At 39.2% G+C, this 25063-nt stretch carries 20 protein-coding genes; 7 read left to right on the plus strand and 13 right to left on the minus strand.

The annotated features are described in order from the left end of the window. The first annotated feature begins 118 nt into the window (after nt 1-118). Nucleotides 119-2191, plus strand: coding sequence for a M3 family metallopeptidase (locus tag DD657_RS07080; RefSeq protein WP_021988407.1), 2073 nt, complete (start codon nt 119-121; stop codon nt 2189-2191). Nucleotides 2192-2281: 90 nt separating this feature from the next. On the opposite strand, the gene DD657_RS07085 is transcribed toward DD657_RS07080, so the two are convergent. From DD657_RS07085 to DD657_RS07110, 6 genes are all read right to left on the minus strand, one after another. Continuing rightward, a complete protein-coding gene (locus tag DD657_RS07085; RefSeq protein ID WP_222860028.1) occupies nt 2282-2644 on the minus strand; it encodes a hypothetical protein in 363 nt (120 codons plus the stop codon). Between the two features lie 137 nt (nt 2645-2781). Then, entirely contained in the window at nt 2782-4974 is a 2193-nt protein-coding gene (locus tag DD657_RS07090) for a peptidase domain-containing ABC transporter (RefSeq protein ID WP_287049221.1), read from the minus strand. A 38-nt stretch (nt 4975-5012) separates the two neighbouring features. Further along, nucleotides 5013-6305, minus strand: coding sequence for a radical SAM protein (locus DD657_RS07095; RefSeq protein ID WP_118774538.1), 1293 nt, complete (start codon nt 6303-6305; stop codon nt 5013-5015). Between the two features lie 58 nt (nt 6306-6363). After that, nucleotides 6364-6576 carry a hypothetical protein gene (locus tag DD657_RS07100; protein WP_147379541.1) on the minus strand — a complete coding sequence of 71 codons (213 nt, stop codon included), beginning with the start codon at nt 6574-6576 and terminating at the stop codon, nt 6364-6366. Nucleotides 6577-6630: 54 nt separating this feature from the next. Further along, nucleotides 6631-8943 carry a TonB-dependent receptor gene (locus DD657_RS07105; protein ID WP_287049223.1) on the minus strand — a complete coding sequence of 771 codons (2313 nt, stop codon included), beginning with the start codon at nt 8941-8943 and terminating at the stop codon, nt 6631-6633. Nucleotides 8944-9060: 117 nt separating this feature from the next. Next, nucleotides 9061-9720, minus strand: a complete 660-nt coding sequence (locus DD657_RS07110; protein ID WP_273133548.1) for a hypothetical protein — start codon at nt 9718-9720, stop codon at nt 9061-9063. Between the two features lie 170 nt (nt 9721-9890). On the opposite strand from DD657_RS07110, the gene DD657_RS07115 reads away from it, so the two are divergent. Continuing rightward, nucleotides 9891-10643: a helix-turn-helix domain-containing protein gene (locus DD657_RS07115; protein ID WP_021988414.1), complete on the plus strand. Its 753-nt coding sequence runs from the start codon at nt 9891-9893 to the stop codon at nt 10641-10643. Between the two features lies 1 nt (nt 10644). On the opposite strand, the gene DD657_RS07120 is transcribed toward DD657_RS07115, so the two are convergent. From DD657_RS07120 to DD657_RS07135, 4 genes are all read right to left on the minus strand, one after another. Continuing rightward, nucleotides 10645-11403, minus strand: a complete 759-nt coding sequence (locus tag DD657_RS07120; protein ID WP_287049226.1) for a ThiF family adenylyltransferase — start codon at nt 11401-11403, stop codon at nt 10645-10647. Between the two features lie 139 nt (nt 11404-11542). Then, the gene (locus DD657_RS07125; RefSeq protein ID WP_287049228.1) at nt 11543-12313 is read right to left on the minus strand and encodes a 4Fe-4S binding protein; all 771 of its coding nucleotides are present in this window, start codon (nt 12311-12313) and stop codon (nt 11543-11545) included. An 11-nt stretch (nt 12314-12324) separates the two neighbouring features. Next, the gene (locus DD657_RS07130; RefSeq protein WP_021988417.1) at nt 12325-13557 is read right to left on the minus strand and encodes an MFS transporter; all 1233 of its coding nucleotides are present in this window, start codon (nt 13555-13557) and stop codon (nt 12325-12327) included. A 241-nt stretch (nt 13558-13798) separates the two neighbouring features. Further along, nucleotides 13799-14401, minus strand: coding sequence for a nitroreductase family protein (locus DD657_RS07135; protein ID WP_021988418.1), 603 nt, complete (start codon nt 14399-14401; stop codon nt 13799-13801). Nucleotides 14402-14667: 266 nt separating this feature from the next. Between DD657_RS07135 and DD657_RS07140 the strand changes: the two genes are divergently transcribed. Then, nucleotides 14668-15534 (plus strand): bile acid:sodium symporter family protein, encoded by an 867-nt coding sequence (locus DD657_RS07140; RefSeq protein WP_287049231.1) that lies wholly within the window; start codon nt 14668-14670, stop codon nt 15532-15534. Here the strand turns inward: DD657_RS07140 and mgtE are convergent. Both mgtE and rsmA read right to left on the minus strand, forming a co-directional pair. After that, nucleotides 15531-16895: a magnesium transporter gene (gene mgtE, locus DD657_RS07145; RefSeq protein WP_021988420.1), complete on the minus strand. Its 1365-nt coding sequence runs from the start codon at nt 16893-16895 to the stop codon at nt 15531-15533. The genes DD657_RS07140 and mgtE overlap by 4 nt on opposite strands. Before the next feature lie 11 nt (nt 16896-16906). Next, nucleotides 16907-17689 carry a 16S rRNA (adenine(1518)-N(6)/adenine(1519)-N(6))-dimethyltransferase RsmA gene (gene rsmA / locus DD657_RS07150; protein ID WP_287049232.1) on the minus strand — a complete coding sequence of 261 codons (783 nt, stop codon included), beginning with the start codon at nt 17687-17689 and terminating at the stop codon, nt 16907-16909. A gap of 259 nt (nt 17690-17948) precedes the next feature. Between rsmA and DD657_RS07155 the strand changes: the two genes are divergently transcribed. The 4 genes from DD657_RS07155 (at nt 17949) to rho (ending at nt 23336) form a co-directional block, all read left to right on the plus strand. Further along, nucleotides 17949-18959, plus strand: coding sequence for a lysylphosphatidylglycerol synthase transmembrane domain-containing protein (locus tag DD657_RS07155; RefSeq protein ID WP_021988422.1), 1011 nt, complete (start codon nt 17949-17951; stop codon nt 18957-18959). Nucleotides 18960-18981: 22 nt separating this feature from the next. Then, entirely contained in the window at nt 18982-19623 is a 642-nt protein-coding gene (rsmG, locus tag DD657_RS07160; protein ID WP_021988423.1) for a 16S rRNA (guanine(527)-N(7))-methyltransferase RsmG, read from the plus strand. A gap of 239 nt (nt 19624-19862) precedes the next feature. Further along, a complete protein-coding gene (locus tag DD657_RS07165; protein ID WP_021988424.1) occupies nt 19863-21332 on the plus strand; it encodes a glycoside hydrolase family 125 protein in 1470 nt (489 codons plus the stop codon). A gap of 126 nt (nt 21333-21458) precedes the next feature. Beyond that, on the plus strand, nt 21459-23336 hold the full coding sequence (gene rho, locus DD657_RS07170) for a transcription termination factor Rho (RefSeq protein WP_021988425.1): 1878 nt from the start codon (nt 21459-21461) through the stop codon (nt 23334-23336). Nucleotides 23337-23427: 91 nt separating this feature from the next. Here the strand turns inward: rho and DD657_RS07175 are convergent, their stop codons facing one another. Further along, nucleotides 23428-24624, minus strand: coding sequence for a C1 family peptidase (locus tag DD657_RS07175; protein ID WP_068689954.1), 1197 nt, complete (start codon nt 24622-24624; stop codon nt 23428-23430). Between the last annotated feature and the right edge of the window lie 439 nt (nt 24625-25063).

Consider the following 25063-nt stretch of genomic DNA (forward strand, 5'->3'; position numbering starts at 1 on the left):
TATATTTGATTTGAACGAATTTCAGGAATTGACTTTTAAATGTTAAATTCGCGGCTGAATGAGATAAACTAAAATATATTTATAACGTTATATTATTATCATGCGAAAAAATTTTTATATGGCAGCACTACTATTGATAAGTATGTCTTGTACACAAAAGGAGACGAATCCGTTGTTGAAGGATTTTACTACTCCTCATCATACGCCTCCTTTTGATTTGATTAAGACGGGTGATTATATTCCGGCTTTCGACGTATCGATTGAGGCGGCAAAAAAGGAAATAGAACAAATAGCGTCTTCTGCGGAAGCTCCTGATTTTCAAAATACAATTGTGGCTCTGGATGCCGCAGGAGAAAAATTGGGAAGGGTTTCTGCTATTTTTTTCAATCTCAATTCTGCCAATACAAATGATGAGATGCAGAAGATAGCCCAGGAAGTTTCACCTAAGCTGACGGAATTCAGCAATAGTATTTATATGAATCCGCAACTTTTCGAACGAGTGAAACAGGTTTATGAGAATAAAGCAAATTTAAATCTGAATCCGGAACAGACGACTTTGCTGGAGGATACCTGGAAGTCATTCATCAACGGAGGCGCTAATCTGGAAGGAGAAGCCAAAGAGCGTTTTAAAGCGATTTCAATGGAACTTTCCGGTTTGGGACTGAAATTTGAAGAAAATCTTTTGGCCGAGACCAATGATTTTGAGTTACTGGTAACGGACGAAAAAGATCTGGCCGGGTTGCCTGAAAGTGTAAAGGAAGCTGCTGTTGCCGCAGCCAAGGAAAAGGGAAAAGAAGGTTGGCTGTTTACCTTGCATGCTCCCAGTTACGGTCCTTTCCTCAAATATGCCGATAACCGGGATTTGCGGGAAAAAATGTACCGGGCTTATAATTCCCGTTGTAACCGGGCCAATGATCGTAACAATGGAGAGATTATCCGTCAGATTACCGCTTTACAACTTGAAAAAGCGAAGATTATGGGGTATCCGACCTATGCCGATTATGCCTTGACTAACCGGATGGCTTCTTCTCCTGCTGAAGTAAATACATTTTTACAGCAACTTTTAGAGGCTTCTCATTCCCAGGCTTTGAAAGAGAAGAAAGAGGTGGAGGAATTTGCCCGTAAAAACGGTTTTACCGGGAAATTACAACGTTGGGATTGGGCTTATTATTCCAATAAATTGAAACAGGAGAAATATGCGCTCGATGACGAGATGTTAAAGCCTTATTTTAAACTGGAGAATGTTCAGAGAGGCGTTTTCGATTTGGCAAATACGCTTTACGGCCTGACATTTAAGGAGGTAAATAATATTCCTAAATATCATGAAGATGTGCAGACTTTTGAAGTGTATGACCGTGACGGTTCGTTTTTATCTGTACTGTATACTGATTTTTTCCCTCGTGCCAGCAAAAGTGGCGGGGCATGGATGACGGAATTTTTGTCACAGCACGTCCGGGATGGAAAGGATGTACGTCCACAGGTTTCGCTGGTTATGAATTTCAGTAAACCTACGGCGACTAAACCTTCATTGCTGACTTTTGACGAGGTAACGACTTTATTGCATGAGTTCGGACATTCTTTGCATGGTATGTTGTCCCGCAATACCTATAACGGAACCGGCGGAACCAATGTTTACCGGGATTTTGTGGAACTTCCTTCTCAAATTATGGAAAACTGGGCTTTGGAAAAAGAATGGTTGGATAAATGGGCGGTACATTATGAGACGGGTGAAAAAATTCCGCAGGAATACATTGAAAAGATCCGCAAATCAGCCAATTTCCTGAGCGGATATTTGAGTGACCGGCAATTGAGCTTCGGTATGGTAGATATGGCATGGCATACAATTACGGCCCCTGTAACTGATTCTATCGTGGATTTCGAGAGAAAGGCCATGCAGCCGACAGAAATTTTCCCGGATGTGGAAGGAACTTGTTTTTCAACGGCTTTCGGGCATATTTTCGGAGGTGGATATGCTGCCGGATATTATAGTTATAAATGGGCTGAGGTATTGGATGCAGATGCTTTTTCGGTATTTAAGAAAAACGGTATTTTCGATGCCGCAACGGCGGAAGCATTCCGTAAGAATATTCTGGAGAAAGGGGGATCTGAGCATCCTATGACGCTTTATGTACGTTTCCGCGGTCAAAAGCCGACGGTAGATGCTTTGCTTGAAAGAAGCGGTTTGAAATAAAATACAGGACTTTGTTATGTCTGAACGAGGGCGTCAATCACATGACACCCTCGTTTTATTTGTTTTCGGCCCAAGGTGAAGCTTTCTAAGTTACCTGATGATGATTCGTTTTAAAAGATTGTCGTTTTTTATAAGGATGAAAGCTTGTCCATTTAAATGTTCGTATAAAGTTACTTTATCGTTGTGAAAGGTGATTTTTGAAATAAAGAAATTTTCTCCGTTTTTTTTGATGGGTTTTTTATCAATGAGTTGTACTTTTCCTTTTAGATAGCCATATTCTCTTGCATTATAGCCTTCGATTTCTATTTGAACGGGCATATCATTTTTTATCAGGCTTATATATCTGTAAGGAATATAAAGAGTGGATTCCCATGTTGTATCGGATTTTTTTATAAAATTTTCCGCTTTGACATTTACACTTTCAGGATAAGGAACAAACCAGGCAACAGCCATTATTCCGCATATCAGAATTGTTATTACGGTTATTCCACTCCGGATGATAAAAGGGGGAATCTTACTAATGACATTCCTTACTTTCTCGCTTCTGAGTCCTATATTATCATGTTCTTCCATGTTTTAATTTCCTTTGCTTAGTTTCCTAATTCCAATTGGTTTTTAACGAGATTATAATACGCACCTTTATTTTGGATAAGAGAAATATGATTACCTGTTTCTACGATTTTGCCATTATCGATTACGATAATTTGATCGGCATTTTTGACTGTACTGAGTCTGTGAGCTACAACTATTACGGTTTTACCTTTGTAAAATTCATTCAGATTTTCAACAATTACCTTTTCATTATTTGCATCCAATGCATTTGTAGCTTCATCCAGAAATATATATTCCGGATTTTTATAGACGGCTCTTGCAATAAGAATTCTTTGTTTCTGGCCCTGACTAAGTCCGATACCGTCGCGTCCGATGACCGTATTAAATTTCAACGGCAGGTTCATGACATAGTCCTTGATATTTGCTATTTCAGCGGCTTTTAATAATTTTTCTTTATCTATGTCAGAATCATCCACTGCAATATTTCTTGCAATAGACTCAGAAAAAATAATTCCGTCTTGCATTACCACTCCGCATTTTCGTCTCCATGATTTCAGGTTACATTTATTGATGTTGGTTTGTCCGATCGTAATACAACCTTTTTGAACTTTATAATAACCGAGTAATAATTTAATCATTGTTGTTTTTCCGCTTCCGCTGGTTCCGACTATGGCCGTGACTTTTCCTTTCGGGATGGAAACGTGGATATTGTCGAGTATTTTTTTCGATTTGTGTGGATCATACTTAAAATCAACTTTGTGGAAATAGAGATTCTGGTCGATATTATTAAAATGCTGTATATGATTTGCATTTGTATCCTCATTTTCCATTTGATGAATTTCATTGATTCTTTCCAGGCTGATTTTTACATCCTGAATGGAATATAAAAATTGCATTAATTGCTCGACGGGTGAATTCAGTTGGCCTATGATATATTGAACAGCTAACATCATACCTAATGTCATTTGCCCTTTAATAACAGCTGTTGCTGCAAGTACGGTAATGACTATATTTTTGATTTCATTAATAAAGATACTGCCGGCTTCCTGTGTTTGTTGGAGTTTTATTAACTTCATGTTGACCTGAAAAAGTTCAGCCTGTACATCTTCCCATTCCCAACGGCGTCGTTGTTCGCAATCTTGTAATTTGATTTCCTGCATGGAGGTGATAAATTCATAGGTTCTGTTATTATTCGTTGCTTGTTTTTCGAAGAATAAATAATCGAGTCGTTTCCTTTTTTTCAGAAAAGCTGCGATCCACAATCCGTAAATAATACTTCCTGCAAGAAAAACTAAAAAAATAACTTTGTTGTAACAGAGTAAGACAATGCCGAAAATGATAAAACCGAGTAAGGAAAACATCACATTTAATATCTGATTTGTAAGGAATTTCTCCACTCGGTTATGATCATTCATACGCTGCATAAGATCACCCATCAGTTTCGTGTCGAAAAAGGACATCGGAAGTTTGAGTAATTTAATAAAAAAATCTGAGACGAGTGATATATTGATTCTCATACTGATATGCAAAAGAATCCATCGACGGATGAAGTCCACAAATGTTCTGCTGAAGATTAACATTAATTGTGCAAGAAGTATAAGATAAATGAAGCTGATATTTTGATGAATAATGCCGACATCTACAATTGCTTGAGTCAGAAAAGGGAAGGCCAACTGTAAAAGACTCCCGATCAATAAGCCGAGGATAATTTGTCCGAAATATTTACGATATTGTTTAATATATCCAAAAAGGAATTTAAATGAACGTTTTTTCGTCCTGTCTTCATTTTTATATTCATAAAAGACAGGGGTTGTTTGCATAAGTATAGCGATACCTATTTCTTCGCCGGATAGTTTGGTACTAAGCCAATGCGAACAAAATTCTTTAAGCGAATATTTTATTAACCCCTGAGCGGGATCGGCAATATAGAACCATTTTTTCTTTTTTATTTTGTATAGTACGACGAAATGGTTTTGATTCCAGTGTAAGATGCATGGAAGAGAAATTTCTGTAAGTTGTTCGACCTTAAATTTTCCACAAAGCGTATGAAGGCCTATCTTTTCCGCAGCTTCACTAATACCGAGAATAGATACGCCCTCATTGGTTGCAAAACAAATCCCGGAAAGTCTGTCAGAAGAAAATTCCTTACCAAAATATTTACAGACCATTCGTAGACAAGTTATGCCGCACTGCATGGCATCATGCTGTTTGTAGAAAGGAAATTCAGCCATAAATAGATTATTTACAAACCAACTTACTTCAGACCGGATCAGCTGTATTCACTGCACAAAGCTTTTAAACGGGATTGAATTTGCTGTTTTTTATCTTCCAAAGGAATATTTAACGGGCATCCGGATATATGCCTGGATTCGATTTTCTTTTGAGAACATATTGTACAAATAGGAAGTATGGGGCAGTTTTTACAATCGGCATTAAATCTGCTATTGATACGTTTTTTGTAATTATCAGTAAAACAAATGGTGCCGTTTGCTGTTAAAACGCCATCCCTTAACTCACTTTTAAAGTCTCTTGCCGTACATTTAAAAATGTCGCCATTGTAATTTACGACAACAGTATTGTCATAATCAGCATAACAGTAAGTAGAAATTGTACCTTTTCCTATCAGGTTACAATGAAATTCTTTTTCCTTTATGAGCTGTTTTATACGTTCTGTTTTGTCTCTCAGTGTTTCCGAATAGGAGGTTTGCCATATCTTTTGTAAAGAAACTGTAATTTGTTTTTTGTAGTCAGAAGCCAGTCTGTCTATATCAAGAATCAGTTCTTCAAAAGAATCGATATTGGTTAAATTGTAATTACAACGGATATTGATTTTAAATCCTTTTTTCAGCGCATTCAATACGTTGGTCAGTATTTTGTCATACGTTCCTTGTGCATTGCGCGTTTTTTTCACCTCGTTATGTTTTATTTTGCCTCCGTCAAATGGAATCTGAAAAGAAATGTCCTGGGTAACTGCCGATAATGCTTCGATTATCGAAGTATTGAGTAAAACTGCATTTGAGGTAAAATGAACTCTGAACTTTTTGTTGTGCAAATCGCAAATTTCTTTTATTTTATATATCAAAGGCAATGCGATTTTTTGAGCTCTGAGTAAAGGCTCTCCTCCAAAGAAGGATAAATCCATGACTTCGACTTTGGGATCGCTTAATTTTTTGCTTACGAGTTTAAGGACAGCATTTTTTGTTTCGTCATTCATATAGCTGTCAGCAATATGGGATTCATAACAATACCAACATCTCAGATTACAGTTTAGTGTCGGATTAATGATCAGTTTAAATGTGGTTGAAGCATTTAGTTTGTCGGTAATCTTTTTCATGACAAAATCTTTCTCGTCGATATTGTCATCGATAATAAATCCTTTATTACTCAATTCCCGGTATAAGTCAGGATGAATAGCCGCAAGTTTATCTACGTGGTGAATATTTTTATCGACTATGTCCAAAAGTTCTTTACACAAAAAGATGATCGAATCGTCTACATAATTATACAATATATATGTATGATCGTCTTTTTGACTTATAAAATTATAACGACTCCAGTTCATAATTGAATAATTTTAGTAGAGGAGTTATAAGCTCCTCTACGTAAGTTAAACTTCGGTTTTACGGTTTTTTAATTTCTTCCGTCGGTTTGGTTTCTTGTGAGGTACAATTTGAGCAACCACAGTTGTCGTTAAACCATCCATCCGAACTTGAGCAATTGCCATTACTAATTGCAGTTGATTCGTCAGTTCTGGATACACTTGTAAAACCACCTTTTAATTGTTCTTTTTCATCTTTTGTTAAAGGCGCAATAATTAAAGCTTTCTTTTCCATATCGCACATTATTTGTTTATTGTCTACTCTTTTATGGATTTTCGACTTCCTCCTTTATTTAGTATCTTCTATTTTTTCGTAACTCTGAATACTTTCTGTCCGTTTGACATTCACTTTTTTACCTCCTTTGAAGAAATACGTAAGAGAGAATCTGATATATTCTTCTTTGGTGTTATTGATCGCACGCGATTCGTATTCCGGGGTGTCGGTCAGCAGTATCCGCCCTTTCCGGTAAGGTTTGAAACGGAATTGTATTTCAAGTTTATTATCAAAGAATCTTTTGTATATATTTCCGCTGACGTCACACACCTGCTTATAAATTCTGTCCATATAGTGATAATCGGGTTCATAAAAGCAATTGATACCTGCTCCGAATGAAGGCGTGAATTCAAAGGTATTATTCAATGCGAAATAGTATTTGTCCTGATTATGGACTGAAAAAGTAGCCGATTCGGCAGAATGTAAAACAAGTCTGGCTATTGCTTTGATTTTCCACCATTTGAAAAGTTGAAAACGTCCTTCTAAGCCAAATAGTTTCAAAGATTGATGGTCTCCGTTCCGGGGTATGCTATAGCTAACATTGGGGCTATCGGGATCGACTTCCGTTGCATAATAAATCTGATCTTTATAATAGATATAACCGCCCATCAGAGAAATTTTATTGAATAATACCATCATTCCCATTACCTGATGGCTGGTTGGTGAAATCAGATCCGGATTTCCCCTTGTATAAAAATTGGGGGATTCATAAAGTTTATAAGGACTTATTAAGCTATAGGGGATATCATCCATCATTCGTTTATATTGTAAATTAATAAGATGTCCTTTTTTCCCGTTTAGCATATACATCAGACTTGCGGAAGGGAAAACTCCCCAATTGCTGTTTTGGGTAGAAGTACCGGTTTCTTCTGCCACATATTTCATTTTATTTTGTTGTACCCTCAAGCCTACTTCATATTGCAGTGCTTTTTTCCGCCCTGAAAAACTGCTGAATATGGCAGGTACATAACCATACATTGTAGAGTGTTCGTTTTGGTCGGTATGTATATGATCCGTCAAATGTAATTTTGTCCGGATGTATTGGTAGTCGACTCCTGCAATGAGTTTTGAGTTTTTATTAAAAGGCAGGACAAATGCCGGCTTAATACGAAACATGTCTGTATTTTGCCGGGAGCGGCTGTCTCCGTCTGTTACTATTGTCGGCTCGGTCAGTTGGGATGTCAGTGTCTGACGCTCGTTATTCCGTAGATAATCGGCTGTCAGTGAAAAAGCAGTTCCTTTTTTGCCGATGGTCCAGTTGTAATTGAATGTACCCTGATACATATTATATCGGTAGGGAGAACGGGTTACGGAATGTTGTTCAGCGATTTGTTCGTTTTCTGTAATTTTCGTGTCTGAAATGCGGGTCGGATTTTCATTATTATTCGCATAAAAGAACGATATACCCAAGGTATGATTCGCCTTTATATCATAAGTCAGGCTTAACCGGTCATAGAAATATTTATACCAGTTTCTGTATTTCTCTTTCGAAGAGATAAGGGATTCGCTTTCTTTGAACCAACGGTTGTTTTCGGTATCGCCTATAGCCTGATTATGGCGGAACGATATCACATTGTAAACGTTTAATTTTTTATACTGATAGCTGAATACGTTTGAAATATTTTCGCCCGTATGTCCGTATTCCGGCATTTCCTGAATCTCTGCAAATAAATTTCCCGAATATCCCCCTTCATTTTCTTTTTTTAGTTTAATACGGATAATTCCCCCCTGTGCACTGGCCATTTCATCACTACCGGCCATATAATTGACTTCTACCGATTCGAGGTAGTCAGCGGGTATGGCCTGTAATTCCTGTTCATTTTTTATTTTTACTCCATTCAGGTAGATGGCACTTGCCGATTGGAATAAAATTTTCAAAGAGCCGTCTTCGCTTGTTATACCCGGTAATTGTGTCAATAACTCATCTGTTTTTTTCCCCTTGACAGAACGGTCGTTTTTTAAGTTTACAACATAGCCATTGGGGTTTCTTTTTATTCTTTCAGCCCTGATTACGACATCATTCAACATAAATGCCTGTGGTTTCAGAGTAATAACACGGTTTGATTCAGCCGGTATTATTTTCGTGGTATAACCGATAAGGGTGATCCGGAGGCAGGCGTCGGCCGTTATTTTCTCTTTTATATAAAAATGTCCGTTCACATCACTCACTGTTCCTGTGATAAAAGTGGAATCCGGTAAACTTAAAAGGACGATATTGGCAAACTCAAGAGGATTGTTATGCTCGTCTACAATTTTACCTGTTATTTGCTGTGCAAATAGGATGTTTGAGCTGATCATGATCAAGAAAAGTAATCCTGTGGCTTTCATCGTAATGTGTTTTAAAGGGTTCCTGTATGCAAAGTTCTAAATACTGTTGACTTGTGAATTACACAAAAGTGTAAAACGGTATGTTGTTCTGTGATTTCTACACTTTTGTGTAGTCGGTTAAGCCGTTTCTAATTGCACATTGTGTGAAATATTAAGATTACATAATAGATGACGGTGAGAATTGTAAAATTTACTCAGACCAAACTTTGTAGCATATAGCGGGATCGTTTCAGAACCCAGGTAAATGACGCCCGGCCCCAGGGTGTGAGTTTGAATGCCTAATAATTGCAGTATGCGTAATAGCTTACTATCTGTCTCTGCGATCATACAACCGTGGGTATCACAAATGATCTGGTGTACGGCACATATCATGAGTTGTTTGAATAATAGGATGGAAGACCTGCTATTCAGCGAATCTATTGCAAATCGTCCGATATGCCAGAATGATTTTGCTTCACTACAAGGAATGCATTTTTGTAGATTTATATTAAATATTTTATGAATGGGGAGGCGGGTTATTTTATCCCATTTCATTACCCGGATACACCCGATCAGTTTGCCTCGGTGATTTTCAGCAATGAATAGATAAGCAACGGAGGAAAATTGTAATTCTTCTTTATATACCTTCAATATATCCTCTTCTGTATTTTTCGAACAAACATCATTTGTATGATGTTTATAATTTTCAAGAACGACAAATTTGGCAATAGCGTACAAATAGTTTTTATCGACTTGATAAATGTTGTAATCACCGTTTGTAATAATTAATCGTTTCATATCATTTTTATTTTGATATGTCAAAATTATTTTTCGGTGAATAAAGCATGTTACACAAAAGTGTATTTGAGAAGATGTGAACGGCATTTCTACACTTTTGTGTATTAATTGTTTGTAGATTTTACATAAATAATATATATTTACAATTGATAAATATTTAAATATATTCAATGACGATAGAAGATTATTTTACAGCCACGAATCTTATACATAATATATCCGAGGAGGAATATGAACGTGTAAAATCATTATCAAAAGTATTTGATGCGATATCCCGGACAACCTATCAGAGTCTTTATATTATCGATTATTATAAAAAGAATTTTTTGTATGTTTCCGATAATCCGTTGTTTTTATGTGGCCATACTTCGGAAGAAGTCCGGGATATGGGCTATTTGTTTTACATACAACATGTTCCGGAAAAAGAACAATCCATGCTGATGGAGCTGAATAAAGCAGGGTTCAATTTTTTTGATAAGCTGGATTTAGAAGAGAGGTTGTCTTATAGCATATCTTATGATTTTCATATTATTTCCGGACGAAAAGCAACATTGATCAATCATAAACTGACTCCTGTTATTTTAACGGATGACGGGAAAATATGGTTGGCGGCTTGTTTTGTATCCTTATCGGCACATGAATCTCCCGGTCATATAGAGATACGTAAACAAGGACAAACCGAGTTTTGGGAATATTCTTTAGAGGGACATCGCTGGAATATAAATGAGGGATTGGAACTGTCCGACAGGGAAAAGGATATACTTTCCCTATCTGCAAGGGGGTATACCATGAATGAGATTTCTGATAAACTATGTATTGCCATAGATACGGTTAAATTCTATAAAAGAAGACTTTTTGAAAGACTAAATGTAAAAAATATAACCGAGGCATTGTCTTTTGCAACCAATTATAAACTGCTGTAATTTAATTATTGTCGCAATAGATGGATGATAAGTAGAATTTGGGAAAAGTTTTTACTTCCTTTTCTGTTGCCAGATTGTACATCACATTTACACAAAATCCTGCAGCAATCCAGGAGCCGATAGATAGCTGGGGAGCCGGTCGAACACCCTTTTCTTTTTTGAACGTGTCTATCACCTGATCGAGCCAGGGCCTCGAAATATTCCAAAAGGAACTGTATTTGGAAACATATTGAGCCATCTTCACTTCAAAACCTTCAGGCGTATGCGACAATAGGGATAATTTAAATCCCTTTGGCTTTACTACGGTAAGAAAACCGGCCCAACCGAAATTATAGGGATGTAATACAGGGATATCGGATTTCTGGCATAACTTATCAAAGATAAAAGGGATATCGGATTTAAAATCCAAAGCATTGATAGCTACATCATGTCCTTTTATTAATTCTTCTACATTGTCTTTATTTATATAACAGGTATGAAAATCTATTTTAGCTTCCGGGTTTATACGTAACAGCCGATGAGCTAATCTTTCTGCCTTATAGTGACCGAGATCCGATTCTTCATAGTTTTGACGATTTAAATTGCTTAATTCAACCTTGTCACCGTCCACTATTGTGATATTCTCAAAACCAAATCTCAAAGCACATTCTGCGATTATACTGCCTATGCCTGCACCTCCTAGCAGAATCCTGTATTTCTTTATAGCTTCTTGTTCTGATTCCTTAACGTAAATACGATTTCTACAATATCTTTCTTCCATAATATATATTTTTGATAGACAATGTAAAAGTAGGACATTAGAACAAGATAGCTACTACACAAAAGGGTAATTTCGACTGTTTTATTTTAACGGTAAATCTATTTGTGCATATTACGTATGAAGTTTATAGATGACGATTTCAAAACCACGTTTCAGGTTCTTTCCGGGCGCTGCATTTTTCGAATAGCATAGCTGTGTAAGGGGTATTGAATATCCGGGCTTCGGCCGGACATTCTTTTACACAGGCACAACATTTGATGCAAAGGGCCGGGTCGCTTACGGGAATTGTTCCGGATATGGCTTCGGTCGGGCATACTTCCGAACATATACCGCATTGGATACATTTTTCGGAAGAGGTGACGGGGGCTGCCGGAGTTTTCGGACCTTTTATTTTATACGGATAATTTCCCGGAATATGCGGTTCTGGAAATACTGTTTTTTGTTTTGCTGCATTCCATTTTTCAACGGCTTTGCACCCGAATGTTATTGCTGCGGTTTGGTCGGCAGCATCCGGTCGTCCGCCTGCAATCGGCATATCCGTCCGGCTGTAGGAATGTTCGCCGATAAAGGCTGCTGCTGCCAGCGGACAGAACCCTGTATTTTTCAAATGGTCCGTCAGTTCCAGCAAGGCATCTTCATAATCCCGGTTGCCGTATACGACTACCGGAATAACGGGTGTCTGTTGCCCTTTTATCCATTGCAGACGCTCCATTGCCGTTTCTGCAACACGTCCCCCGTATACCGGAACGGCGACGATGGCTATATCTGCCTGTATTACTATCGGTTGGCCGGGGGGCCGGTAAGTTAAATCGGTTTCGGTGATATTGTCCGTATTGCATCCCAGGGCTATCGAACGTCCGATAGTACGGCTCGTATGTGTCGGTGAAAAGTAAACAAGATGTAATTGCATATAACTTTAGTTTATATTTTAGTATTTGTATGGCGTTTCTTTTTCTCCAATTGCATGATTGATGTGACGGAGAAAGAAAATATTCCCAGCAGGGTTATGATGGTGCCTGCGTATATAAAAGCACGGGTAATACCAATATGATCGGCAATGAATCCGGTAGCCAATAGTCCGATGACAGCCGGCAGCAAACTCAGGCTTCCGAATAGAGAGAATACCCGGCCTAAAGCCGTAGGGGCAATGTAGGTTTGCAGCAATGTTGTAAAAGGACTGCTGTAAAAGGGAGCGGACAGCCCTCCGATGACTGTAAGGAGAACAAACAGGGTGAAACCGCCGGTGGGTAAAAGCCCCGAGCCTATCAGATAGGCTCCCAGAACCAGATAGGATATGTTAATCAGTATTACTTTTCGTACTTTGAATTTCCAGATACCTAAGATAAGTCCTCCGGTTAATGTGCCACCACCCCATATCATTTCTATCAGGCTCATTTGGAATGTACTGCCTTCGAAGTGTACGACTGTCATCAGAGGGAATAGGGTAGCAACAGGCATCAAAAAGAAAGTGACTAAAACAGAGATTCCCATTAACCAGGCAATGCCTTTGTGTCGTCTCACTTCTTGCAGACCTTCTTTCATTTCCCGGATAACACTCGGTTTTTCTTTTATCTCTTTTTGGGCCGGGTCGGGAATAAATACGAATAATAAGGCGGTGCAGGCGATCAGTGCTCCGGCAACGTCACAGAGCATCACTGTCGTCATGTTGAACGAGGTGATCAGGATGGCACCTAGTGCCGGTCCGGCAATGCTACTGGCCGACTGAATAGCCTGATTGACGCCGGCTATACGCATTAATTCGGATTCGGGAGCAAGTAAAGGTATGGCAGCTTGCATGGCAGGGGAGTGAAACGCATTTCCGACGCTTCGTAAAGCCAGTAACAGATAGATGTATTCTAATTCCGCCATGTCGTAATAAAACAGTAATCCTAATATGAAAGAGCATAAAGCGACAAACATATCGGCAGCTATCATTGTCCTTTTCCGTTTCCACCGGTCTACATATACTCCTGCAAACGGGCCTAAAACAGCCTGTGGTAATAAGCTGGCCATGACAGATAGCGCAAGGACCTCAGCACTACGGGTCTCTATGCTCAACCAGAAAATGACGGCATAGCCGACGATAGCGCTACTTAATATAGAGAACAGTTGTCCTGCCCAGATGATGGCAAACTTTTTTTTCCAATTATCCATGATTATAATAAAATTAGTTATGCTACAACTTTCGAAGCAGCTGTATGTAATAAATAAAAGTGTTTTGTGTCACCTCACCTTAAAGGCCGCAAGTATTACAAACTTCATAACTAATTTTCTTTTGAAAAGTCGGGATAAAAATACAAAAAAATCCCATAGTTTTCTTTATCGGAGGAAAAAATGTAATTTCCGATCGAAAATTATGGGATAGGAGTAGTATCGTTTTATTTCAGAGCAACTCTTATTTGAAAATCTTCAGCCTGTCGTGGATCGGTTTTATTTCTTTTTTATCAGGAACAAGCAAAGGTGTTCCGAATGGCATTTGTGCTATCAGTTTCCAATGTTCCGGTAATTTCCACTCAGCAATAACGGCGGTATCAATCAATGGATTGTAATGTTGCAATGATGCTCCGAATCCGGCATCTTCGAGCATGGTCCATGTGGCAAGCTGATGCATAGCCGATGTGTGTTCCGACCATTCCGGGAATTTGCTTTCATATAAGGGAAAAGCTTTTTGTAATCCTTCAACGATGGCTTCGTCCTCAAAAAACAGAACGGTACCGTAACCGGAAGCAAAGGAGTTGTTAATTTTATTTTCAGTAGCTTTAAAAGCCTGTTCTGATATGATTTTTTGTAAGGTATCTTTTACGATTTGCCAGAATTTTTTGTGTTGTTCTCCCAACAATAACACCAAACGTGTCGATTGTGAATTAAATGCAGAAGGAGTCGTTTCCAATACAAAGCGGACGATTTCCTCGATTTTTTCATCGGGTATCGGTGATTGAGCCTCTATCGCATAGTAACTGCGTCTGTGTTTCAGGGCTTCTTTTAAATTTCGTTCCATAATAATAAGTTTTATCAGTTCATTTATTACTTTTTGATTTACAATATTTCTTTTCTGGCAGCATGGAATGACAAGCCCAGTTTAAAATCGTAAATCCAAAATCTACAATTACAATTTTACGTTGTTTTTTGTAAAAAGTGAACTTTATCATCTAAAAATTCTTATGGTCGGTATTTATTTTACTTTATCTTTGCAGACCTTGAATTTGTATGAAATGGCATTTGTAACTTTATGAGGTTACAGGATTTATTGATTCAGTTGGAATTATGAATACGATTTTTATAGTATTACCGATTCTTACCCTTTTGATGTTCGAACTGGGATTGGAACTAAATATCAGGGATTTTCTTCTTTTTTATAAGCGTCCCCGGCCGGTGTTTGTCGGGCTTGTCGGACAGATTGTGGTTTTGCCTCTATTGGCAATAGGGTTGGGCTTGTTTTTCCGTTTGGATGCTCTTTTTTTTGTCGGCTTGGTGCTGATTGCTTGTTCTCCGGGGGGCAGTTCGTCCAATGTGTTTTCCATGATTGCGAAAGGAGATGTAGCGCTTTCTGTCAGTCTTACAGCTCTCAGCAGTGTGATTACTCTTTTTACGATTCCTGTGATCATGGCTTTTGCGTTTCATTTGGTGGGTAATCAGGAAGATTTTAGGATGCATTTGCCGGTGGGGCGTTTGATTATCCAGAATCTGGTCTTGACTTTACTGCCGGTTGTTCTGGGGGTACTATACAAACGATACGCTCCGGAAAGGGCAGAAAAAGTAAGGCGTTTGTTGAATAAAATAGCTTTTCCGGCACTTCTTTTATTGGCGACAGTATTTTTTGTACAGCATTACCGGGTGATTCTTGTACATATCGGACAATTAGGTGTGTGTATCGGAATGCTTATTTTGTCGGCTATGGCCGTTGGGGGCGGCTTATCCTGGCTTATGCGCCTGCAGGGGAGAGAAAGGCGTACAATTGTCATTGAAATCGGTATGCAGAATGCCGCTCAGGGGATAGCTATCGCAACCAGTCCCTTTATATTTAACAGTGAAATTATAGCCATTCCTTCGATTGTATATGCTTTGATTATGAATATTGTTTTACTGACTTATATCAGGGTGGCCGGCCGGACTATTCAACCCGTAAGTTAGAAACAGGATAAAATAGCATTGCCTGTAAGCAGGTATATGTTCAGGCCGATGATGTCATTGGTCAGTGTAATGAAAGGGCCTGTTGCTAAGGCCGGATCAATATTTAATCTGTTGAGCAATAGGGGAAAGGCTGTTCCGAAGATCGAAGCAAACAGGATAACAATGAATAGGGAAAGGGTAACGGTCAACGGCATGGCCAATGAATTGAGATTGAAACAAAGAGTCAGGAGAAAAATAATGGAAGAGCAAATCGTAGCATTGATCAGTGCTCCGCCGATCTCTTTGATGATATTGTGGAATCCGTTTTTAAGGCTCAATGAGTTTGAGGCTAATCCTTGTACTACGATGGCTGAAGATTGAATGCCAACATTTCCTCCCATAGCTGTAATGACGGGAATAAACATGGCAGTTACCGGAAAAAGAGCTATTTCCGCTTCGTAACGGGAAATCATATACGCAGAGACCATTCCTCCAAAGAGGGCGATGATCAGCCAAGGCAAGCGGGCTTTGGTTTGCGACCAGATGCTGTCTGATGTCTCCACGTCCTGGCTGATACCGGACATCATCTGATAGTCTCTCTCGGCCTCTTCGCGGATAACATCGACGACGTCGTCGATTGTAATCCGTCCTGCCAGGCGTCCCAGAGAATCGACAACCGGAATGGCTACGAGGTCGTATTTCTGCATAATACGGGCTACGGATTCTGCCGGCTCATCGGTTTTTACAGATATAATGTCTTCGTAATACAGATTACTGATTTTGGCAGAGGTCGGGGAAAGAATCATCTTTTTCAGTGATAGACGTCCCTTTAGTTTGTTATCGTCGTCGACGACATAAACGTTGTAAATTTCGTCGATATTTTCAGCTTGACGGCTCAATTCGCGCAGACAGGTGAGAACGGTCCAGTTTTCATTGACGACCACCAATTCTTTTGCCATCAAACCTCCGGCAGTATCTTCGTCATAATGCAGCAAGTCGACAATATCTCCGGCTTGTTCCAGGTCGTCCATATGGGATAATACCTCGTGTTGTTGCTCGTCGGAGAGGCTCCCGACAACATCGGCAGCGTCATCGGATTCCATATGGTCGATGAAGCGTTTGGCAATAATTTCAGGAGGAAAAGAAGCCAGAAAGCGATTGCGTTCCTCTTCGTCGATTTCTGCAAGTACATCGCTGCCTTTTTCGTTATCCAGTAGTAAAAAGACGAATTGTGCCCGTTCGTTATCCAGTTCTTCTAAAATTTCTGCAACATCCGCCGGATGCAGATCTTTGAGTAACCCGGAAACTTGTTCTTTGTTACCGGCATCGATCAACTCTTCGATTTGACTCAGGAATTCGTGGGTAAGCTCAAACTGAAGCATGGCAATGAAATTTAAGATGTATGACAGGCATTAAATTCTTCGATCTGCCGGCAGAGTGTAATGAAATCGTCTACACTCAACTGTTCCGGACGTAGATTTAGATAGTCCGAGGTAAAGTTTGCCGGTGTGATCTGTCGTATTGAGTTGCGTAAAGTTTTACGGCGTTGGTTGAATCCGGTTTTAACGATATTGAAAAACAATTTTTCATTACAGGGTAACTGTTCCCTTTCGTTACGGGTCAGACGTATGACTGCGGATTTTACTTTCGGCGGCGGATCGAAAACATTTTCACTGACGGTAAAGAGATATTCGATACGGTAGAATGTTTGTAAAAAAACACTTAAAATGCCATACGTTTTATTTCCATGAGAGGCGGCTATTCTTTCTGCGACTTCTTTTTGTATCATGCATACCGCCTGTTTCACCAAGTGTTTATTTTCGATGATGCGGAAAAAAATCTGAGATGATATGTTGTAAGGAAGATTACCGATAATAGAGAAAGGAGAGTTGTACCAATGGCTGATGTCGGTTTTCAGAAAATCTCCGAATAAAATCCGTTCCCGTTGTTCCGGTAGTTCGTTATGTAAATATTCGATCGATTCGCTATCGATGTCGATTGCTCGTACAGAAAAACGGTTGTCGGCGAACAAATGTCGTGTAAGTACACCCATTCCCGGACCTATTTCCAGTACTTCGCTTGTCATCGGAAGCAGACTGTCAGTAATTTTACGTGCAATATTCTGATCTTTCAGAAAATGCTGTCCCAGACTTTTTTTAGCTTTAACAATACTCATGATGCAAAAGTACAATTTAATTGTAAATATTGGATTGTAAATTTTAAATTAATGAATGGGCAAGCACTTTATCAGGTACTAAAATTTAAAACAATTTTGGGTATAAAAAGAGAATCCGGAATACGGATAATGATTTTCTTTGGGAATAGCCGAAAATCATAAATTGAAAATCCGGATTTAAAAACTATATAAAATAGGTTGAAAATTATGTTCGATAAGCATTAATTTATATACTTTTGCAGCAATCAAAATTAGCACGATGCCTCTTGTTTATAAACGGATAGTTAAGTTTTTTGTTTTTTTAGGGATCACCTCCCTTTTATTTTGGTTGGTATATCGGAACCAGAACTGGAGCGAGGCGGAGAAAATATTGAAAGAGGATGTCGATTATACCTGGATTTGGGTAGCTATCGGCATGGGGCTTTTAAGTCATCTTTGCCGGGCATTGAGATGGCAATTGCTGACTCGTTCGATGGGATATAATATTCGTTTGGCAAATAGTTTTATGGGAGTGATGATCGGTTATCTGGCGAATATTGCTTTGCCCCGGATGGGCGAATTTACCCGGTGTGGGGTTGTCAGTAAATACGAGCGTGTACCTTTCTCGAAATTATTCGGAACAGTTGTGGCGGAGCGGGTTATCGATTTGGGTATATTGGTCGCATTGACATTAGTCGTAGTATTTACTCAGTTTAAGCAAATCGGAATTTTTTTAGAAGATAACCGGGAAGTGGAGGAAAAAATCGTTTCTTTTTTTCATTCTTCCTGGTTTTTTGTTTTTGCGGTGGGATTGGTATTGGCATTGTATATTGTATGGCGGCTTTTGAGAAAAACTTCTTTTCACGAACGGTTGAGAAATTTTTGGCAGGGAATGAAGGAGGGATTGTTAACCGTAAAGCGTGTGAAGCACAAGTGGTTGTTTGTATTTTATTCGCTTTTTATCTGGTTGATGTATTACCTGATGTTTTACGTTTGCTTTTTCTGTTTTGAATTTACATCTGATTTAGGTGCACTGATAGCCTTGACGATTTTTGTGTTGAGCAGTTATGGAATGGTTATGCCGGCTCAGGGCGGCATCGGTTCCTGGCACGCTATGGTGATAGCCGCTTTGTTGGTGTATTTGCCCCATACTCCGGGAATTGAAAATATGTGCCGTACATTTGCTTTGCTGACGCATGGAACAATGACGCTTCTGTATATTGTTGTCGGAGCGTTTTGTTTATTGATCATGCCTTTGTATAACACGAAGAGTTTGAAAAAGCAGGAATAAAAATTCCATATTAGATATATATATGATTGGAGCAGAACTTATCGCAAATTATTTCCCTGAATTGACAAAAGAACAAAAAGAGCTTTTCGGTGGTTTAGGTGAGCTATACCGGGAATGGAATGAGAAAATAAATGTAATTTCGAGGAAAGATATCGATTCATTGTATATTCACCATGTCCTCCATTCTTTGGCTATAGCTAAAGTGCTATCTTTTGAAAAGGGAACTCATATTATGGATGTCGGAACGGGAGGCGGTTTTCCGGGCATTCCGCTGGCTATTTTATTTCCGGACAGTCATTTTTATTTGGTGGATTCTATCGGTAAAAAGATAAAAGTGGTACGAGGAGTAGCTGAAGCATTGGGATTGGAAAATGTAAAAGCCGAACAAATCCGGGTAGAACAAGTAAAAGAAAAATTTGATTTTATTGTCAGTCGTGCGGTAACTGCATTTCCGGCCTTTGTCGGATTGGTGAAAAATAAATTCAATACGGAGTCCCGTAATAAATTGGCTAACGGGCTGTTGTATCTGAAGGGCGGAGATTTTGAGGAAGAATTGAAGGCCTATCAACAGGCGGTAAAGATTTATAATATACCCGATTTTTTTAAAGAGGAATTTTTTGAAACGAAGAAAGTAATTTACCTGGATCGGAGTAAATTGAAATGAGAAGCTGAGAAATTTTACGATTGAGGGGTATAATCAGAATGCTATAACAGCAAAAGGGGGACGATCTAAAATCGTAAATCTGAAATCTGTAGCTTATATACAGATTTGAATTTTTGATTTTAAATTAAAAATTGTAAATTGCCCCGGTGTTCTGAATGACAGTTCGACGGTATCGTCGGAAAACGGAGAAATTTCTTATAAATTTGATCTCAAATCGTGGATCAACAAGCTGGATAATTATGGTAACAAGAAGAGATTTTATTAAAAAGAGTGGCTTGGCTATTGCTGCTGCCGCAGTTGCCGGTACACCCTTAAAATATGTGGTGGGTAAAGAGACTTCGGGGATAGCAGGGGGAATGCAGGCTGGAAGCGGTTTTACGACAAAACGTCCGGCTTTGGAAGAACGGCATTTTATTTCAAAAGCGGTAGAGGATACGATCATTCATACCAAGCAGCAGTTGAAAGATCCTAAATTGGCCTGGATGTTTGAGAATTGTTTTCCGAATACTTTGGATACGACGGTTGATTTCAAAATGAGAGACGGGCGACCGGATACTTTTGTCATTACCGGCGATATCAATGCGATGTGGTTGAGAGATTCCGGTGCTCAGGTATGGCCGTATCTCCCATTATGTAAGGATGATGAACAATTGCGTTTACTGGTAGCCGGAGTTATCAACAGGCAGACGCAATGCATATTGCTGGATCGATATGCCAATGCTTTTACTCATGGTACGGAATCAAGTGAATGGGCTTCGGATTTAACGGAAATGAAACCTTATATACATGAGCGGAAATGGGAAATAGATTCGCTATGTTATCCGGTACGGTTGGCTTATCATTATTGGAAAATTACAGGAGATACTTCTGTCTTCGATAAAGAATGGACCCGGGCAATGGGTTTGGTGATTCAAACGTTTAAAGAGCAACAACGCAAGACAGAGAAAGGACCTTATAAGTTTCAACGCCGGACAGAACGACAATTGGATACTTTAAATAATGACGGTTGGGGTAATCCGGTAAATCCGGTAGGATTGATTGTATCCTGTTTCCGTCCATCCGACGATGCAACGACATTTGGCTTTCTGATACCCTCCAATCTGTTTGCGGTAACTTCTTTGCGGCAGATGGCGGAGATTGCGGAAAAGGTAACAGGTAATTCTACTTTGGCGGCGGAATGCAAGGCATTGGCGGCAGAGGTGCAGACGGCGATCAATCGGTATGCTATTGTTACCCATCCGAAATACGGTAAAGTGTATGCTTATGAAACAGATGGTTTCGGGAATCATTATTTTATGGACGATGCCAATGTTCCCAGTTTGTTGGCAATGCCTTATTTGGGGACGATATCTGTAAAAGATCCGGTATATCAGAATACACGCAGGATGGTTTGGAGTAATGATAATCCTTTCTTTTTCAAAGGTACGGCAGCAGAAGGAATTGGAGGCCCCCATATCGGATACGATATGATATGGCCGATGAGTATTATTATGAAGGCGATGACGTCTACAGACGACGGGGAAATCCGGAAATGTATCAGAACTCTTCGGGATACAGATGCCGGGACGGGTTTTATGCACGAGTCATTCCATATGAATAAGCCGGAGAAATTTTCACGTTCCTGGTTTGCCTGGGCGAATACGTTATTTGGGGAATTGATTGTGAAGTTAGTAGATAACGGTAAAATTTCGCTTTTGAATAACCTTTAATATTTAAATTTAATATTAACCATTTTGTTGTAAAAATATTTATTCGTAAATTTGCACCATATTCATTTCCATTCGGTTCTTGCCGGATGATATTTCTACAAATCAAAAATCCATTATCATCGTTATATGTACGACATTTTAGAGTTGAATGACAAATTGCTGACAGAGTTGCGGCAAATTGCAAAAGATTTAAATATCAAGCGCATCGAAGCTTATAAGAAACAAGAACTTATATATAAAATTTTAGATCAGCAAGCTGTCGCTGCTGCAGAAATCCGTCCGGTTGTTGCAGAAATTAATCCGGGACAACCGGAGGACGATAGGCGGAAAGAACGTAAGCCCAGAGTACGTGTTGTGCGTTCCGGTGCAGAAAAAGTCGGTGACTCCAAAGGAGGTGTCCAAAAATTTGCAAAACGGGAAGACAATAAACGGGAAGACAAACCGCTTGAAGAGAATAAGCGGGACAATAGCAGCCGGGAAGAGAACCGGAAAGAGGAAGTAAAACAGGATGTCAGGAAGGAAATTGTGGTGCAGGAAAGTGAGGATGGTACTAAAAAAAATACCGGAAAAGCATCGGAGCGGAAAGAGTTTAACCGTCCTAAATTTCAGGATCGTCAGAAGCGGGAGAAAAATGTACATATTCAGCATCGGGATGTTTTAGAGAAAGATTTGGATTTTGGAGTCGTAGAGCAGGAGGAAGATTATACCAGGGATAATTACGAATATCAGCCGGAGGTAGAAGAAATGCCGTCTGTACAGCCGGATCAGCCGGTTGTTGCAGAAGATCGGTATGAGGAGAAGAGAGAAACCGGTAATCCGAACGGAAATACTTATTCCGGAAGCGGAAAGATGAAATTTGACAAACGGGATAAATATTATGAATTTGAAGGAATTATCTGCAATTCAGGTGTTTTGGAAATTATGCCTGACGGATACGGTTTTTTGCGTTCTTCTGATTACAATTACCTGAATTCTCCGGATGATATTTATGTATCTCAAAGTCAGATTAAATTGTTCGGTTTACAGACGGGAGATACAGTTGAAGGTACCGTTCGTCCTCCTAAGGAAGGTGAGAAGTATTTCCCGTTGATTAAAGTGGAAAAAATAAACGGTAAGTCTCCGGAAGCTGTACGTGACCGCATACCTTTCGATCATTTGACGCCTCTTTTCCCCAATGAGAAATTCAATATAACGGGTAATGGACGTGCGACTATTTCTACCCGCGTTGTAGATATGTTTGCACCCATCGGAAAAGGGCAGCGGGGGTTGATCGTTGCTCAGCCGAAAACCGGTAAGACGGTTTTGTTGAAGGAAATTGCAAATGCAATTGCTGCAAACCATCCTGAAGTATATTTGATTATTTTATTGATAGATGAACGGCCGGAAGAGGTGACAGATATGGCACGTAGTGTCAATGCTGAAGTGATTTCTTCTACTTTTGACGAACCGGCAGAACGGCACGTAAAGGTGGCTAATATTGTGCTGGAAAAGGCTAAACGTATGGTAGAATGCGGACATGACGTCGTTATTTTACTTGATTCGATTACCCGTTTAGCCCGTGCTTATAACACCGTTTCTCCGGCTTCCGGAAAAGTACTTTCGGGTGGTGTGGATGCCAATGCTTTACATAAACCGAAACGTTTCTTCGGAGCGGCCCGTAATATTGAAGACGGTGGTTCATTGACTATTTTGGCCACGGCACTTACGGAAACCGGTTCTAAAATGGATGATGTAATATTCGAAGAGTTCAAAGGAACGGGTAATATGGAATTACAACTCGATCGTAAATTGTCGAACAAGCGCATTTATCCGGCTGTGGATATTACTGCTTCCAGTACACGGCGTGAAGATTTATTGTTGGATGCCAAAGTGCTTAACCGGATTTGGATCTTGAGAAATTATCTGACGGATATGAATTCAATCGAAGCAATGGAATTTGTAAAAGATCGTTTGGAAAAAACCAAGTCTAACGAAGAATTTCTGATTTCAATGAATGACCAGTAATGGTTTACATGTAATATATCGAATTTCAGTATAAAATGAAAAACCGGAAGTCTTGAAAAAGGCATCCGGTTTTTTATCTTTTATTTTTCTATCAATTTTTGATTCCCAATTTTTCTTTTATAGCTTGAGGAATTGCATTTTTATGAACCAGAATTGCGGTTGTTTTCATACGTACGTAGGGTTCTGACATATAAAGATAGCCTTCAAACGGATTTCTGTCTGTTCCCCATGAATTTTTAGTTTTATAATAAAGAGTACCGTTCTGATCTTCCAGCAAACCTGTCAGGTGCATCAGGTGATCGTCGGTTGTTTCGCGCTTGTCAAAAGTTTCCTGACGGTTATTGTCATTTACTTGTATTTCAGGTACGGGAGAAACAAATGAGTAGAGATTGCTTTTATCTGCTGCCGGCAGTTTTTCAAAACGAGCCCGGTCACTGCTACTCATATTTTCCGGCTGGCTGGTCGGTAGAATAGCCAGACCATTGCTGTGGCTGAATCCTTTTTCGCTGACGTCTCCGTCCCAGGCAATAGTATACCCGTTTTTCAAAGCATTATTCATAATCGCCATCAAATCGTCAAGCGGAACGTTGTAATAACGGGCGTGTAACCAGTTATCCGGAATTTCCAGTTCCACTTGCTGATAAAACGGATAAGCCTGGTATGAGGTCAGTTCGATATAATCTTCCGGCTGAATACCGATTTCTTTGGCAAAAGATTCCGGTGTGTATTTTTTACCTTCGTAAGTAAATGTTTCCGGAGCTTTTCCCAGATAGGTTTCAATGATTGCCATAAATGCATTGGGCCAGGCTGTCGTGATTCCCCGGCTTTTATTGATTCCCTGGATATATCCGCTTAGGCCATTCACAAATTCCCCGTGTGAGTGATTGGTTGTACCGTATTGAAGACCTGGATATTCCTGTTCCGGAACGATACCGTATTTACTTATCATATCGATAACGTCGTGTGCTTGTCCGCCCTGACTGAAATTCGTGGTTCCTTGAAAACGGAAATAACGCATCCCTTTTTCAAAGTAAGCATTCCGTACGACAAACATTTCAGACAGATCATAGGTTTTATTGTGTTGCCGTAGTAATTCTGCTTCCAAAAAAGAGATTGTAGCGAAACACCAACAAGTACCGGTATTCGCCTGGTTTTTAACGGAAGTGACGGGAATGTCTTTAATCTCTTTAAATTTATACCCGGAACGGGGGGCTGACTGTTGAGCAGAAACAGGAAATAAAGAGAATAAAACAAGTACTCCCAAGGTAAGTGTAAATGATTTTATCATGATTTTTTCTATTTTAAATTAATAAGGTGCAAGATAGGTAAATTAATTTTAAATTTTAGATTTTAGATTTTAAATTGAGAAAAAGATCGGTGAAAAATTACACACTGGTACGGACTTGTTGTGTAATTTACGATTTTTGATTTACGATTTACGATTGGGGTGAATGCTGATATGTAGAAGGGTTTCGAAGAGGTGGTTTATGATTTTAAATTTTAGATTTTAGATTTTAAATTGAGAAACAGGTAGGTGAAAAATTACACATTGGGACGGACTCATTGTGTAATTTACGATTTTTGATTTACGATTGGGGTGAATGCTGATATGTAGAAGGGTTTCGAAGAGGTAGTTTATGATTTTAGATTTTAGATTTTAAATTGAGAAACAGGTAGGTGAAAATTACACACTGGGACGGACTCATTGTGTAATTTACGATTTTTGA

Origin of the sequence: Culturomica sp., assembly GCF_003524185.1 — a bacterium.
Taxonomy (GTDB): Bacteria; Bacteroidota; Bacteroidia; order Bacteroidales; family Marinifilaceae; genus Culturomica; species Culturomica massiliensis.

Bases quoted from the DNA above. Each gene is read 5' to 3' on its own strand.
- DD657_RS07155 (WP_021988422.1), top strand. From the start codon at position 17,949: ATGCCTCTTGTTTATAAACGGATAGTTAAGTTTTTTGTTTTTTTAGGG.
- DD657_RS07130 (WP_021988417.1), bottom strand. From the start codon at position 13,557: ATGGATAATTGGAAAAAAAAGTTTGCCATCATCTGGGCAGGACAACTG.
- DD657_RS07165 (WP_021988424.1), top strand. From the start codon at position 19,863: ATGGTAACAAGAAGAGATTTTATTAAAAAGAGTGGCTTGGCTATTGCT.
- rsmA (WP_287049232.1), bottom strand. From the start codon at position 17,689: ATGAGTATTGTTAAAGCTAAAAAAAGTCTGGGACAGCATTTTCTGAAA.
- mgtE (WP_021988420.1), bottom strand. From the start codon at position 16,895: ATGCTTCAGTTTGAGCTTACCCACGAATTCCTGAGTCAAATCGAAGAG.
- rsmG (WP_021988423.1), top strand. From the start codon at position 18,982: ATGATTGGAGCAGAACTTATCGCAAATTATTTCCCTGAATTGACAAAA.
- DD657_RS07175 (WP_068689954.1), bottom strand. From the start codon at position 24,624: ATGATAAAATCATTTACACTTACCTTGGGAGTACTTGTTTTATTCTCT.
- DD657_RS07105 (WP_287049223.1), bottom strand. From the start codon at position 8,943: ATGAAAGCCACAGGATTACTTTTCTTGATCATGATCAGCTCAAACATC.
- DD657_RS07120 (WP_287049226.1), bottom strand. From the start codon at position 11,403: ATGGAAGAAAGATATTGTAGAAATCGTATTTACGTTAAGGAATCAGAA.
- DD657_RS07100 (WP_147379541.1), bottom strand. From the start codon at position 6,576: ATGGAAAAGAAAGCTTTAATTATTGCGCCTTTAACAAAAGATGAAAAA.
- DD657_RS07125 (WP_287049228.1), bottom strand. From the start codon at position 12,313: ATGCAATTACATCTTGTTTACTTTTCACCGACACATACGAGCCGTACT.
- DD657_RS07140 (WP_287049231.1), top strand. From the start codon at position 14,668: ATGAATACGATTTTTATAGTATTACCGATTCTTACCCTTTTGATGTTC.
- DD657_RS07080 (WP_021988407.1), top strand. From the start codon at position 119: ATGGCAGCACTACTATTGATAAGTATGTCTTGTACACAAAAGGAGACG.
- DD657_RS07095 (WP_118774538.1), bottom strand. From the start codon at position 6,305: ATGAACTGGAGTCGTTATAATTTTATAAGTCAAAAAGACGATCATACA.
- rho (WP_021988425.1), top strand. From the start codon at position 21,459: ATGTACGACATTTTAGAGTTGAATGACAAATTGCTGACAGAGTTGCGG.
- DD657_RS07135 (WP_021988418.1), bottom strand. From the start codon at position 14,401: ATGGAACGAAATTTAAAAGAAGCCCTGAAACACAGACGCAGTTACTAT.
- DD657_RS07090 (WP_287049221.1), bottom strand. From the start codon at position 4,974: ATGGCTGAATTTCCTTTCTACAAACAGCATGATGCCATGCAGTGCGGC.
- DD657_RS07115 (WP_021988414.1), top strand. From the start codon at position 9,891: ATGACGATAGAAGATTATTTTACAGCCACGAATCTTATACATAATATA.
- DD657_RS07085 (WP_222860028.1), bottom strand. From the start codon at position 2,644: ATGGCTGTTGCCTGGTTTGTTCCTTATCCTGAAAGTGTAAATGTCAAA.
- DD657_RS07110 (WP_273133548.1), bottom strand. From the start codon at position 9,720: ATGAAACGATTAATTATTACAAACGGTGATTACAACATTTATCAAGTC.